12 protein-coding genes are annotated in these 14,036 nt (G+C 69.4%); 5 read left to right on the plus strand and 7 right to left on the minus strand.

All coding sequences use genetic code 11. The features are described 5' to 3' along the window. Positions 1-5: 5 nt before the first annotated feature. Complete coding sequence (locus AC1M14_RS07820; RefSeq protein WP_479731338.1) at positions 6-281, minus strand: hypothetical protein; 276 nt, start codon at positions 279-281, stop codon at positions 6-8. A gap of 55 nt (positions 282-336) precedes the next feature. Next, on the minus strand, positions 337-657 hold the full coding sequence (locus AC1M14_RS07825) for a BON domain-containing protein (protein WP_111827192.1): 321 nt from the start codon (positions 655-657) through the stop codon (positions 337-339). A gap of 164 nt (positions 658-821) precedes the next feature. Here AC1M14_RS07825 and AC1M14_RS07830 point away from each other — a divergent pair, with 164 nt between their 5' ends. Further along, on the plus strand, positions 822-2,327 hold the full coding sequence (locus AC1M14_RS07830; RefSeq protein WP_102772652.1) for a tripartite tricarboxylate transporter permease: 1,506 nt from the start codon (positions 822-824) through the stop codon (positions 2,325-2,327). A 15-nt stretch (positions 2,328-2,342) separates the two neighbouring features. Here the strand turns inward: AC1M14_RS07830 and AC1M14_RS07835 are convergent, their stop codons facing one another. The 5 genes from AC1M14_RS07835 to AC1M14_RS07855 all read right to left on the minus strand — a co-directional run bounded on the left by AC1M14_RS07835 (position 2,343) and on the right by AC1M14_RS07855 (position 6,446). Continuing rightward, complete coding sequence (locus tag AC1M14_RS07835) at positions 2,343-3,113, minus strand: 2OG-Fe(II) oxygenase (protein ID WP_479731339.1); 771 nt, start codon at positions 3,111-3,113, stop codon at positions 2,343-2,345. Beyond that, positions 3,100-3,822 (minus strand): 2OG-Fe(II) oxygenase, encoded by a 723-nt coding sequence (locus AC1M14_RS07840; protein WP_479731340.1) that lies wholly within the window; start codon positions 3,820-3,822, stop codon positions 3,100-3,102. The genes AC1M14_RS07835 and AC1M14_RS07840 overlap by 14 nt, the downstream gene beginning before the upstream one ends. Positions 3,823-3,904: 82 nt before the next feature. Further along, positions 3,905-5,272: a heavy metal sensor histidine kinase gene (locus AC1M14_RS07845; RefSeq protein ID WP_479731341.1), complete on the minus strand. Its 1,368-nt coding sequence runs from the start codon at positions 5,270-5,272 to the stop codon at positions 3,905-3,907. After that, the gene (locus AC1M14_RS07850) at positions 5,272-5,961 is read right to left on the minus strand and encodes a heavy metal response regulator transcription factor (protein WP_111827196.1); all 690 of its coding nucleotides are present in this window, start codon (positions 5,959-5,961) and stop codon (positions 5,272-5,274) included. The genes AC1M14_RS07845 and AC1M14_RS07850 overlap by 1 nt, the downstream gene beginning before the upstream one ends. Before the next feature lie 143 nt (positions 5,962-6,104). Next, positions 6,105-6,446 (minus strand): DUF4148 domain-containing protein, encoded by a 342-nt coding sequence (locus tag AC1M14_RS07855; RefSeq protein ID WP_479731342.1) that lies wholly within the window; start codon positions 6,444-6,446, stop codon positions 6,105-6,107. Between the two features lie 248 nt (positions 6,447-6,694). Here AC1M14_RS07855 and AC1M14_RS07860 point away from each other — a divergent pair, with 248 nt between their 5' ends. From AC1M14_RS07860 to AC1M14_RS07875, 4 genes are all read left to right on the plus strand, one after another. Continuing rightward, positions 6,695-7,951 (plus strand): TolC family protein, encoded by a 1,257-nt coding sequence (locus AC1M14_RS07860; RefSeq protein WP_479731343.1) that lies wholly within the window; start codon positions 6,695-6,697, stop codon positions 7,949-7,951. Positions 7,952-7,967: 16 nt separating this feature from the next. Beyond that, the gene (locus tag AC1M14_RS07865; RefSeq protein ID WP_479731344.1) at positions 7,968-9,449 is read left to right on the plus strand and encodes an efflux RND transporter periplasmic adaptor subunit; all 1,482 of its coding nucleotides are present in this window, start codon (positions 7,968-7,970) and stop codon (positions 9,447-9,449) included. Between the two features lie 14 nt (positions 9,450-9,463). Beyond that, positions 9,464-12,628, plus strand: a complete 3,165-nt coding sequence (locus AC1M14_RS07870) for a CusA/CzcA family heavy metal efflux RND transporter (protein ID WP_479731345.1) — start codon at positions 9,464-9,466, stop codon at positions 12,626-12,628. 139 nt (positions 12,629-12,767) lie between these two features. Further along, on the plus strand, positions 12,768-14,036 hold the full coding sequence (locus AC1M14_RS07875; RefSeq protein ID WP_479731346.1) for an MFS transporter: 1,269 nt from the start codon (positions 12,768-12,770) through the stop codon (positions 14,034-14,036).

The raw sequence follows: 14,036 nt of genomic DNA on the forward strand, positions 1-14,036 counted from the left end.
CCGCGCTAGCCGCCGTTGCGCACCGGATCGGGCGGGCGGCGCGACACGCCGGCGCGCTCCGCGTCGGTGACGTGGTCGGTCTCGATGTCCGCGCCGTCATGGCCGCGGTCGCGCGGATTGGCGCTTTCGCGGTCGCCCGTGCCTTGCGCGTCGCTGTCGGTATGGACCAGCTCGCGCGGCAGGTCGCTGGCCGAGTCCGACGAATCGCTGGGCCCCAGGTCGGGCCGGCCGGATTCTTCGATCTCGGGGTCTGGCAGGGAGGGGGCGGGCGTTCGGGGCATGGCGGGTCTCCGGATAGGCTGGGTCCATCGCGCAAGCAGCAAGCGCCGTGCCGCGCTATTGGGGATTGCGTATCTGGATGTTGTTGCGGATCTCCTTCACGCCCGCCACGCCGCGCGCCGCGCCCACGGCGGAGGCCGCGCTGTCTTCGTTGTCGGCGAAGCCGCTGAGCTGGACCACGCCGCGGTAGGTCTCCACCTGGATGGTGTTCGACCTCAGGTTGGGCGTTTTCACCAGCGCCTCGCGCACGCGCGCGGTGGTGGCGACGTCGTCGGTGTATTGGCCGGTGCTGCGCTGCCCGTCCTGGGCCGCGCAGCCGCCCAGCGCCAGGGCCAGCATTGCCGCGCCCAGGCCTTGGAGTAGGGATGATCTGACCATGAGTGACGCTCCTTAGTGCAGGGACGGCCGTATTGCCGTCGCCCGCCTGGCGAGCAACTCGCATACCCGTGGCCTGGCGCCGCCTGGGAAAAACCCGGATTCCTCTGGTTTTTATATCGTATTACGATCTTTTCAGCTTGATTTAAGCGAATGAAGGAGCGGGGATGGAATTGCTAGAACACCTCATGCAGGGGTTCTCCGTGGCGTTTACGCCGGAGAACCTGCTGTATGCGCTGCTGGGCTGCGTGCTGGGCACGCTGGTGGGCGTGCTGCCCGGGCTGGGGCCGGTGCCCACGATCGCCATGCTGCTGCCGATCACTTACGTGCTGCCGCCGGTCGCCGGCCTGATCATGCTGGCCGGCATCTACTACGGCACGCAGTATGGCGGGTCCACCACCGCCATCCTGGTCAACCTGCCAGGCGAGACATCGGCGGTGGTCACCGTGCTGGACGGCCACCAGATGGCGCGCAACGGGCGCGGCGGGGCGGCGCTGTCGCTGGCCGCCGTCGGCTCCTTCTTCGCCGGCACCGTGGCCACCATGCTGATCGCGGCGTTCGCGCCGCCGCTGGCCGAGGTCGCGTTCAAGTTCGGCCCGGCCGAGTACTTCTCGCTGATGTGCCTGGGCCTGGTCGGCGCCGTGGTGCTGGCCTCCGGCGCGCTGATCAAGGCGATCTGCATGATCCTGCTGGGCCTGCTGCTGGGCCTGGTGGGCACGGATGTGAACTCCGGCGTCGCCCGCTACGATTTCGGCATCCCGGAACTGCAGGACGGCATCAACTTCGCCATCGTCGCCATGGGGGTGTTCGGTTTCGCGGAAATCATGAACAACCTGGAGCTCAAGGACAAGCGCGTCGAGATCACCGACAAGGTCGGCTCGCTGTATCCGAACAAGCAGGAAATGCGCGAAGCCGCGCCGGCCATCGTGCGCGGCACGGCGGTCGGCTCGATGCTGGGCATCCTGCCGGGCGGCGGCTCGGTGCTGTCGGCCTTCGCGTCCTACACGCTGGAGAAAAAGCTCTCGCGCGAGCCGGAGCGCTTCGGCAAGGGCCATCCGGCCGGCCTGGCGGGACCGGAGTCGGCCAATAACGCGGGCGCCCAGACCTCCTTCATTCCGCTGCTGACGCTGGGCATTCCCGGCAATGCGGTCATGGCGCTGATGGTCGGGGCCATGACCATCCACAACATCCAGCCCGGTCCGCAGGTCATGACCAGCCATCCGGACCTGTTCTGGGGGCTGATCGCCTCGATGTGGATCGGCAACCTGATGCTGGTGGTGCTGAACCTGCCGCTGGTGGGGCTGTGGGTCAAGCTGCTGAAAGTGCCTTACCGCATTCTGTTTCCGGCCATCCTGGTGTTCTGCACCATCGGCGTGTACTCGCTGAACTACAACACCTTCGATCTCTACATGACGGCGGTCTTCGGCGTGGTGGGCTATGTCTGGAGCAAGCTGAAGTGCGAAGGCGCGCCGCTGCTGCTGGGCCTGGTGCTGGGGCCCATGATGGAAGAGAACTTCCGCCGCGCGCTGCTGCTGTCGCGCGGGGATTTCCTGACCTTCGTGGAACGGCCGCTTTCGGCGTCGCTGCTGGGAGCGGCGGTGGTGCTGGTGGTGCTGGTGGCGCTGCCCAACATCCGCAAGAAGCGCCAAGAGGCCTTCGTCGAAGAGGATTGACGCGCCGGCGGCGGGTCAGGGCGCGTCGTGGAACAACAGTTCCAGCCCGGCGCGCTCGCCGCTGCGAACGCGGCTGATGGCGTGCTTGAGGCTGACCCGGTAGTCGCCGCGCGCGCCGCTGACCGGCCGCTGCGCCGTGGCGATCAGCGCCGCGTCGCCCAGGCGCAGCGGCAGCACCATGGGCCGCGTCTGCATGCGTGGGCGCTGCTCCGTCATGACGAACTCGCCGCCGGTGAATTCCTCGTCCGGTTCGGACAGCAGCGCGATGCATTGCAGCGGAAACACGTGCGCGCCGGCGTCGTGCCGCTGCAGCGCCATGTAGCCGTCCGTGCGCAGCAGGTTCAGGCAGGACAGCGCGCGGCTCTGCCCCGCCCGCCGCCCGCGATGCAGGAATTGCGCCAGCTCGTTCGGGTAGCGCTGCGCGCAATCCATGCGCGCGTTCCAGCGGTTGGCGATGGGGACCAGGTGGCGGTACAGCGCCTCGCGCCACGCCGCCAGCGGCGCCGGCGGCTCCGCCGCGAATACGTAGCGTTCGCCCAGGCCCAGGTCCTCGCGGGCCAAGTCCGTGCGCCGCAGGCCGGCCGTCGCCGCGCGCAGCGCGCGCGCCTGCGGCGGCGCCAGCCATCCCGGCAGCAGGGCATAGCCTTGCGCGTCGAGCTGCGCGGCGATGGCGTCCCAGTCCAGCGCGTCGATGGCCGGCGCTGCGCCGGCCAGTTCGATCCGCGGGGCCGGGCCGTCCGCCGCATGCAGCGGCAGTTCGGCCTGCACGGCGTCAGCGCGCGTCATGGAAGATCACTCCCAGCGTATGCCGGCGTCCGTCCAGCAGCTGGCTGACGCCGTGGCGCATGGCGGCGCGGCGGGCGCCGCCGCGCCGGCCGGGCACGGGCCGCTGGTTGACCGTGAACACCAGCGCGTCGCCCTGGCGCAGCGGCACCACCTGCGCCACCTGGCGGCCGGCGCAGGTTTCCGTCATCACGAATTCGCCGCCGTTGAAGTCTGCGCCCGGCTCGGACAGCAGGATGGCGGCCTGCAGCGGAAACACGTGTTCGCCATACAGGTCCTGGTGCAGGCAGTTGTAGTCGCCGGCGCGGTACTGCAGGATCAGCGGCGTGGGCAGGCGCTGGCCGGCGTCGTGGCAGCGCGCCAGGAATTCATCGAGCGTGGGCGGATACTGCACGCCGATGCCCAGCTCGCGGTTCCAGCGGTTGGCGACGGGCGCCAGCCGCGCATAAAGCGCATGGCGCAAGGCCTCGACCAGCGGCGGCAGCGGATAGGAAAAGTATTTGTATTCGCCGCGGCCGAAGCCGTGGCGGGCCATGACGACGCGCGAGCGGTAGCCGTCGGCGCGCGGATACAGCGCCGCCAGCGCCCGGCATTGTTGCGGGTCCAGCAGCCGCGGCAGCACCGCGTTGCCGTGGCGGTCGAGCGAGCAGGTGGCGGCCTGCCAATCCTGTTGCGCAAGCGCGCCGTGGAGGGCTTCCAGGCTGCCGGTCATGGTCTGTCGCGGGATGTCGGATACATGCGGCCAGTGTAGATCCGGCGCGCGCGCCTGGGACTCCGGATCTTGCCATGGGCGGCTACGCGGCGCCGGCGGGCGGCGCCATCACGATGCTGAAGCCTATGGTGGTGAGCCGCTGCGACGAGCTGGCGTAGCTGCGTCCGCCGTGCATGCGGGCGATGGCCGCGACGATGGCCAGGCCCAGGCCATGATGGTTGGCGTCGAACTCGCGCGCCGAGTCGCTGCGGTAGAAGCGGTAGAACAGCCGCGGCAGATGTTCCTGCGCGATGGGCTCGCCGGTGTTGCGCACGGCGATCAGCACTTCGCCGGGAGCGCCGTCGGCGGGCGCGCCGCGCGAGATCTCGACTTCGATGACGCTGCCGCGGTCGGCGTAGCGCACCGCGTTGGACACCAGGTTGGACACCGCCCGCTGGAACAGCTTGCGGTCGACCAGGGCCGAGGCGTCGCCCGTGACGGACAGCTCGACGCCGGCGTCCAGCGCCTCGGCTTCGTGGTACTGGGTCACTTCGCGCACGATCTCGGCCAGGCTGCGCTGCCACGCGCCCCGGGCCTGCGCGCCGCGGTCGGCCTGCGACAGGAACAGCATGTCGTTGACGATGCTGGCGATGCGCTGCAGTTCTTCGAGGTTGGACCCCAGCGTCTCGCGCAGGGCCTGCACGGAAGGCCGGGTGCTGAGCGCCAGCTCGGTCTCGCCGATCAGCGTCGCCAGCGGCGTGCGCATCTCGTGGGCGACGTCCGCGTTGAAGCCTTCCATCTGCACGTAGGCGCGCTCCAGGCGCTGCAGCACGGCGTTGAACTGGCGCACCAGCGGCTGGATCTCGCGGGGCTGCCCGCTTTCGTCCAGGCGCTCGCCGATGCGGTCGGGCGACAGCTGCGCGGCCTGCCGCGCCAGTTCGTCCAGCGGCGCCAGGCCCTTGCGCACCAGCAGCGTGCCCACCGCCGCCACCACGATCGCGCCGGCCAGCGCGCAGGCGAACAGCGTCCAGGCCAGGGCGTGGCGCAGGCGCAGGTCGGAACTGATGTCCAGCACCAGCTCCGCGTTCAGGGCGTCGCCGGGCGCGCCCGGGTGGGGCAGCGAGAACGCGATGCGGCGCTCGTGCGTGCCGTCGCCGTTGCCGGCTATCGGACTGCCGTAGTAGACCTTTTCGCCTTCGATCTCCAGCACCAGGGAAAAGTCCGGCCGGCCGTAGAAGAAGTCGCTCAGCTTGTGCCGCAGACGGGTGGTGTCCTGGCTGGCGGCGTTTTCCTCGACCAGATGGCGCACGACCGCCACCTTCTGCTCGAGCAGCGCGTCCTGCCGGTTGATCAGATTGACGTTGGTCGCGTAGTAGACCGCCGCGCATACCAGCCCGAGCGCGACGAAGGTCTGGACCGCCAGCCAGCGCGACAGCCAGCGGCGCAGCGACTTGGGACGCCACCCGGGCATCAATCGCTCCGCGGTTCCAGCACGTACCCCATGCCGCGCACGGTATGGAGCAGCTTCTTGTCGAAGGGTTCGTCGACCTTGCCGCGCAGCCGCCGGATCGCGACTTCGACCACGTTGGTGTTGCTGTTGAAATTGATGTCCCACACCTGCTCGGCCAGTTCCAGGCGCGACAGGACTTCGCCCTGCTTGCGCATCAGCAGCGCCAGCAGCGTGAACTCTTTTGCGGTCAGGTCCAGCCGCACGCCGTCGCGCGTGGCGCGCCGGCGTAGCAGATCCAGCTCCAGGCCCTCGATGCGCAGCACGTTCTGGCCGACGGTCTCGGCCTGGGCGTGGCCGCTGCGCCGGCCCAGGGCCAGCACGCGCGCCAGCAGTTCCGACAGGGCGAAGGGCTTGGCCAGGTAATCGTCGGCGCCGTCGCGCAGGCCCTTGACGCGGTCTTCGAGCTTGTCGCGGGCGGTCAGCATCAGGACCGGCACGCGGCTGGTCTTGCGGATCTCGGCGAGCACGGTGAAGCCGTCCATCGCCGGCAGCATCACGTCCAGCAACACCAGGTCGTATTGGCCTTCGCGGACCAGGTGCAGCCCGGTGACCCCGTCCTGGGCCACGTCGACCACATAGTTATGTTCGCTCAGCGCGCGCCGCAGGTACTCGGCGAGTTTTTTTTCGTCTTCGATTACGAGTACTTTCATATCGGCTGGAAAAAAGGTGCGTGGAAGTCCCCGAATTCTCTGCCCTTATTCTAGGGCCTGTCGACACTGAAAAGCGCGCCGCGCCCGCATCGGGCGCGGCGGCCGGAAAAAAGGCGGGCGGCCATGCCGCCCGTCCCCGGGGATCAGCCGGGGGTGTAGATCTCGGCCAGGCGCGCGCGCTCGGCCGGCGTGACGGCGCGCAGTTCGGCCAATGCGTCCTCGCGGGTGCGGGAGGTGCCTTGCCTGGCCCAGCCCGGCTTGGCGGCGTTCAGGTTGGCAAGATACCACTGCGCCTTGTCGGCCTTGGCCGCGGCCAGTTCGCTCTGCACCTGCGCGCGGGTCTTGTCGCCCGGGGCGTGCTCGGGGGCGATGGCGTAGCCGATTTCGGTATCGGTCTGATGCCAGACGCCGGACGCGTTGGCGGCCAGCGGCAGGGCAAGCGCCGCACCCAGGGCGGCGATGGCGGACAGGGCGTGGATTCTCATGAGTAGCTCCTTGGTTGAGGCGGTGGCCTGCCCGGGTTCTGCCCGGCCGGCCTATACACGCGATTTGTTAATCGACGGTGACACTCTACGGAGTCCAGCCTGTCAATTGGCAGACGCCCTGATTACGTTTTCGTAAGGCGCGCGAAGCTGACAGAAATGTCATTTTTCTGTCGGTCGATTGACGAGGACGCTTGGATACATTGCCGGATCGTAATTTCCTCGTTCCGAAAGCTCTCTTCCTTGAATCCATGCGCTTATCCGTATTGCCGCTGACGTTGGCGGCGCTGATGATCACCGCCCCGGCGTCGGGGCAGGAAACGGGCGGCGCCCGAAACCCCATTGCTGCAACCGCGGCCGACGAAGGCGCCGCGCTGACGCTGGAGCGCGCCCTGGCCTATGCGCTGGAGCGCAATCCCGGCCTGTCCGCGGCCCGCAACGAGGCCGCCGCCAGCAGCGGCCTGCTGACCCAGGCCGGCGTGCTGCCCAACCCGTCCATCGACGTGAGCGTGGACGACACGCAAAAGGCCACGCGCACCACCACCGCCATGCTCAACGTGCCGGTCGAGACCGGCGGCAAGCGCGCCGCCCGGATCAAGGCGGCCGGCCTGTCGCGGGACATCGCGGAGCAGGACCTGGCGGACTCGCGCGCAAGCCTGCGGGCCGCGGTGATCGCGGCCTTCTTCGACGTGGCGGTGGCGCAGGAGTCCGTACGCGTCACGCGCGGCAGCGTGGACATCGCCAGCGACGCGCTGCGCCTGGCCGAAAGGCGCGTGGCGGCGGGCAAGGCGCCGCCGCTGGAGGGCTCCAAGGCGCAGGTGGCGCTGGCCAGCGCGCGGATCGAGGCGCGCGAGGCGCAGGCCGCCTTGCTGGGCGCGCGCCGCAAGCTGGCCCTGCTGTGGGGCGAAGCCGAACCGGCATTCACCAGCGTGGGCGGGAACCTGGACACGCTGCCCGAGCGCGCGTCGCTGGACGAATTGCGCGCCGCGCTCGCGGCTTCGCCCAAGCTGGCCGGCGGCAAGCTGGCCGTGGACCTGGGCCGCGCCCAGCTCGAAGTCGAAAAAAGCAAGCGCTATCCCGACATCACGCTGAGCGCGGGCGTGGCGCGCGACAACGAGGCCGGCCGCAACAAGGCCCAGCTGGGCGTCTCCATTCCGCTGCCGCTGTTCGACCGCAACCAGGGCAACGTCTACGCCGCCACCATGCAGTCGTACAAGGCGCAGGACCTGTACCGCGAGCTGCAGGCCTCGCTGACCGCCGAACTGCTGCAGGCCGTGACGCGCTTCGACCTGGCGGTCGGCGCCGCGCGCGATTACCGCTCGGCGGTGCTGCCGGGCGCGGCGCAGGCGTATGACGCCGCGCGCAAAGGATTCGAGGCGGGCAAGTTCGGCTTTCTGGAGGTGCTGGACGCGCAGCGGACCTTGTCGGACGGAAACATCGCCTACCTGACGGTGCTGGCCTCCGTATATCAGGCCTCCGCGGACATCGACCGCATTCTGGGACGTTGAAACGAGTACTAAAGAGATGGCACAGCAGAAAAACAAACGAATCTTCCCGATGCGGGCCGCGGCGGCGGCGGCCAGCCTGTATGCGGCCCTGCTGCTGGCCCCGCTGGCGCAGGCCGCGGCGGAAGACGGCGAGGCCGGCCACGGACACGCAAAGGCCGAAGCCGGGCCCCAGGGCGGCGAGCTGACCCGCGACGGCGAGCGCAGCGTCGAGCTGCTGCTGGAGGAACGGGGCGGGCGCGCGCGCCTGAAGCTGCGCGGCTACCAGAAGGACAAGCCGGTTGCCGCGGCCGACCTCGCCGTCACGGCGGAATTGCGCCGTCCGTACGCCGCGCCCGAGCGGCTGAGCTTCACCCGGGAGGCGGACGCGCTGGTGAGCGAGCAGCCTATCGGGGAGCCGCATTTCTTTGAAATCGAAGCCACGGTGTCCTGGGCGGGCGGCGGCGCGGTGCGCGCGGTGCTCGACAAGGAAGAAGGAAAAATCCCGCTGTCGGCCGAGCAGATCGCGATCGCCGGCATCGGGACGGCGGTCGCCGAGCCGGCGGCCCTGGCCTCGTCGGTGCAGTTCCCGGGCGAGATCAAGTTCAACGCGGACCGCACCGCCCACGTCGTGCCGCGCATGGCCGGCGTGGTGCAAAGCGTGTCGGCCGACCTGGGCGAGCAGGTCGCCAAGGGCCAGCTGCTGGCGGTGCTGTCCAGCACGGCCCTGTCGGAGCTGCGCAGCGAATGGCTGGCGGCGGTCAAGCGCCGCGACCTGGCCGCGCAGACCCACAGGCGCGAGCAGCGCCTGTGGCAGGAGAAGGTGTCCGCCGAGCAGGACTACCAGGCCGCGCGCACCGCGCTGCAGGAGGCCGAGATCGCGGTGCAGAACGCCGAGCAGAAGCTGCGCACGGTGGGCGCGGCGACGCGCTCGAAGGACCTGGGCAGCCTGGAGATCCGTGCGCCGTTCGACGGCGTGGTGGTGGAAAAGCACATCGCGCTGGGCGAGGCCCTGCCGGAGAACGCCAATATCTTCACCTTGTCGGACCTGCGCACCGTGTGGGCCGAATTCGTGATCGCGCCCAAGGACCTGCACGACGTGCGCGTGGGAGAAGCGGCCACGGTGTCGTCGGCCGCCTTCGACGGCAAGGCGGCCGGCACGGTGTCGTACATCGGCTCGCTGCTGGGACAGCAGACCCGCACCGCCACGGCGCGGGTCACGCTGGAGAACCCCGACATGGCCTGGCGGCCGGGGCTGTTCGTGTCCGTCGACGTGGTGACCAGGACCGCGGACGCCGCCGTCACGGTGGACGCCGACGCGGTGCAGACGGTAGACAACGAGCCGGTCGTGTTCGTCGAAGTGCCGGGCGGCTTCCTGGTCCAGCCCGTGGCGCTGGGCAAGGCTTCCGACAAGCGCGTCGAGGTGCTGTCGGGCCTTGCGCCGGGCGCGCGCTACGCCGCCAGGAACACCTTCGTCCTCAAGTCGGAGCTGGGCAAGGCCAGCGCCGAGCACGCGCACTGAGGCGGGGGCGGAACATGTTCGAACGCCTGATCCGCTTCGCCATCGAGCAGCGATGGCTGGTGCTCTTCGTCACCCTGGGCATGGCCGCCATCGGGGTGTACAACTACTCGCGGCTGGCCATCGACGCCGTGCCCGACATCACCAACGTGCAGGTGCAGATCAACGCCGGCGCGCCGGGCTACTCGCCGCTGGAGACCGAGCAGCGCGTGACCTATCCGATCGAGACCGTCATGGCGGGCCTGCCGGGCCTGCAGCAGACGCGCTCGCTGTCGCGCTACGGGCTGTCCCAGGTGACCGTCATTTTCGAGGACGGCACCGACATCTATTTCGCCCGCCAGCTGGTCAACCAGCGTCTGCAGGAGGCCAGGGAAAACCTGCCCGCAGGCATCACGCCCACCATGGGGCCGATCTCCTCCGGGCTGGGCGAGATCTACCTGTGGACGGTGGAGGCGGCCGACGACGCGCGCAAGCCCGACGGCACGCCCTACACCCCCATGGACCTGCGCGAGATCCAGGATTGGGTCATCAAGCCGCAGCTGCGCAACATTGCCGGCGTCACCGAGATCAACGCCATCGGCGGCTTCGCCAAGGAGTACCAGGTCGCGCCCAGCACCGAAAAGCTCGCCTCCTACGGCCTGGCGCTGACCGACATCATGACCGCGCTGGACCGCAACAACGCCAACATCGGGGCCGGCTACATCGAACGCAAGGGCGAGCAGTACCTGATCCGCGCGCCGGGCCAGGTGCGCTCGATGCAGGACATCGAAGACGTGGTGCTCGCGACCGTGCAGGGCCAGGCCATCCGCATCCGCGACGTGGCCGAGGTATCCATCGGGCGCGAACTGCGCACCGGGGCGGCCACCAGCAACGGCGAGGAAGTGGTGCTGGGCACGGTCTTCATGCTGATCGGGGAGAACAGCCGCGCCGTGTCGCAGGCCGTCGCCGCCAAGCTCGAAGCCATCAACAAGTCGCTGCCGGCCGGCGTGCAGGCGGTGACGGTCTACGACCGCACCAACCTGATCGACAAGGCCATCGCCACGGTCAAGAAGAACCTGCTGGAAGGCGCGGCGCTGGTCATCGTCATCCTGTTCCTGTTCCTGGGCAACATCCGCGCGGCGCTGATCACGGCCATGATCATCCCGCTGTCCATGCTGTTCACCTTCACCGGCATGGTGAGCTACAAGGTCAGCGCCAACCTGATGAGCCTGGGCGCGCTGGACTTCGGCATCATCGTCGACGGCGCGGTGGTCATCGTGGAGAACTGCGTGCGGCGCCTGAGCCACGCGCAGGCGCACCACGGCAGGCCGCTGACGCGCGGCGAACGCTTCCACGAGGTCTTCGCCGCCGCGCGCGAGGCGCGCCGCCCGCTGCTTTTCGGCCAGCTGATCATCATGGTCGTGTACCTGCCGATCTTCGCCCTGAGCGGAGTGGAAGGGCGCATGTTCCATCCCATGGCGCTGACCGTGGTGCTGGCGCTGCTGGGCGCGATGATCCTGTCGGTCACCTTCGTGCCGGCGGCGGTGGCGCTGTTCATGGGCAGGCACGTCGCGGAAAAGGAAAACCGCCTGATGGCCTGGGCCAGGCGGCGCTACGAGCCGCTGCTCGAAGCCGCGCTGCGCCGCACCCCGGCCGTGCTGGCCGGCGCGACCGTGTTCGTGGCGCTGTGCGGCGTGCTGGCGGCCCGCATGGGCAGCGAGTTCGTGCCCAGCCTGAACGAGGGCGACATGGCCATCCAGGCGCTGCGCATCCCGGGCACCAGCCTGACGCAGTCGGTCGAAATGCAAAAGCAGCTGGAAAAGCGGCTCAAGCACCAGTTCCCCGAGATCGAGCGCGTGTTCGCGCGCACCGGCACGGCCGAGATCGCCTCCGACGCCATGCCGCCCAACATCTCGGACGGCTACATCATGCTCAAGCCCATGGACCAGTGGCCCAGCCCCAAGAAGACCCGGGCCGAGCTGCTGGCGGCCATCCAGGAGGCGGCGGCCCAGGTGCCGGGCAACAACTACGAATTCTCCCAGCCCATCCAGCTGCGCTTCAACGAACTGATCTCGGGCGTGCGCAGCGACGTGGCGGTCAAAGTGTTCGGCGACGACAACGAGGTGCTGAACGCGACCGCCGCCGAGATCGCGGAAGTGCTGCAAGGCATTCCGGGCGCGTCCGAGGTCAAGGTCGAGCAGACCACCGGCCTGCCCATGCTGACGGTCAACATCGACCGCGCCCGCGCGGCGCGCTACGGGCTGAGCCTGGCGGACGTGCAGGACACCCTGGCCATCGCCGTGGGCGGGCGCGACGCGGGCACCTACTTCCAGGGCGACCGGCGCTTCGACATCGTAGTGCGCCTGCCCGAATCGGTGCGCGAGAACCTGGCGGCGCTGCGCAAGCTGCCGGTGGCGCTGCCCAGGCAGGAAGGGCAGGCCCAGGCAAGCTACATTCCGTTGAGCGAGGTGGCCAGCTTCGACCTGGCGCCGGGACCCAACCAGATCTCGCGCGAGGACGGCAAGCGCCGCATCGTGGTCAGCGCCAACGTGCGTGGCCGCGATCTGGGCTCGTTCGTGTCCGAGGCCACTGCGGCCATCGGCGAGCGGGTCAAGATCCCGGCCGGCTACTGGACCTCGTGGGGCGGCACCTTCGAGCAGCTGCAGTCCGCGGCCGAGCGCCTGCAGATCGTGGTGCCGGCGGCGCTGCTGCTGGTGTTCGCGCTGCTGTTCGCCATGTTCGGCAACGTCAAGGACGGCCTGCTGGTCTTCACCGGCATTCCGTTCGCCCTGACCGGCGGCGTGATCGCGCTGTGGCTGCGCGGCATCCCCCTGTCCATCACCGCGGCGGTGGGCTTTATCGCGCTGTGCGGCGTGGCGGTGCTCAACGGCCTGGTCATGCTGTCGTTCATCAGCGGCCTGCGCGAAGAAGGCAAATCCGTCGGCCAGGCCGTGCGCATCGGCGCCCTGACGCGTTTGCGCCCGGTGCTGATGACGGCGCTGGTGGCCTCGCTGGGCTTCGTGCCCATGGCCATCGCCACCGGCACCGGCGCCGAAGTCCAGCGCCCGCTGGCCACGGTGGTGATCGGCGGCATCATCTCCTCCACCATCCTGACGCTGCTGGTGCTGCCGGCGCTGTACCGCCTGGCGCACAGGAACGACGCCGAGGAGCTGGAACTGGCGGACGCGGCCCGCCGGGAATAGGCGCGGCCGGTCACCGGACAGCTTTTCCAGCCCCCGCGCCGCCGGCGCATATCTCCGGGAGTAATATGACGCGGGCCGGCATCCGCCGGCCCAAGCCGCCTTGCGCGGGCGGCCATAAGAAGATGACGAGGAGACACACGTGGACAAGCAACAGCCGCGCGGCTGGTATTTCGGCTGGAACATCGTTGGCGCCGCTGCGGTACTCACCCTGCTGACCGTCGGGCTGCGCATGGCGATCGGGCCGTTCTTCCTGCCCATGGCCGAGAGCCTGGGATTCACGCGCAGCATGCTGTCCGGCATCGTAGCCGTCGGCATGCTCTGTTATGGACTGGGCATGCCGCTGGCCGGCTACCTGGTCAGCACGCGCGGCACGCGCTTCGTGCTGCTGACCGGAACCGCGATCGTGGTGGCCTCGTGCATCTGGACGGTGTTCGCCGGCGGGCCCATCGAATTCCTGCTGTCCTTCGGCGTGGCCCTGTCCATCGGCCTGGCCTTCACCAGCCCGGTGGCGCTGACGCCGGTGATCAGCCGCTGGTTCACGCGCCAGCGCGGCATGGCCCTGTTCTTCCTGTCCACCGGTTCGATGGCCGGCATCGCGCTGATGACGCCGGCCCTGACTTTCGCCATCTCCGTCGTGGGCTGGAAGGAAACCATGCTGGGCTTCGCGGTCCTGTTCGCGCTGATGACGGTGCCGATGACGCTTTTCATCATGCGCGACGAGGCGCCCGAGCACGCCGACCTGCTGCCTCACCAGATCGTCGACAAGGCGGCTGCCGCCAAGCCCGCGCCCGCACGCGCCGCGCCCGACGTGCGCGGCGCGCTGCGCACGCTGCCTTTCTGGCAGGTGGCGCTGGGCCTGTTCGCCTGTGGTTTCAGCATGAACCTGCTGGGCACGCACGGCGTGCCCATGCTGATGGACCACGGCTTCGACGCCACCACCAGCTCCCTGGGCATCGGCCTGATCGGCCTGGTGGCGATCTTCAGCACGCTGGTGCTGGGCCGGCTGTCGGACCAGGTGGAACGGCGCAACATCCTGGCCACCATCTACCTGGTGCGCGGGCTGGGCTTCTTCGCGCTGGTCATGGTGGGCGCGGACTGGGAACTGTACGGGGCGGCCACCATCGGCGGCATCGCGTGGGCCGGCAGCATCGCGCTGTCCTCGGCCATCCTGGCCGACGTCTACGGCATCCGCCTGGTGGGCGTGCTGTACGGGCTGACCTACCTGGGCCACCAGGTCGGCGGCATGATCAGTTCATGGCTGGGCGGCTGGGCCTATGAAACCTTCGGCACGCACTGGGTGGCCTTCGGCTCGGCCGGCGCGCTGCTGCTGGCGGCGGCGCTGATCTCGCTGCGCCTGCCCGCCCGCGGCCTGCTGGCCGGGCAGGCTGCCGCGGCCGGCGGGCGCTGA

Source organism: Achromobacter sp. SX5 (genome assembly GCF_056711425.1).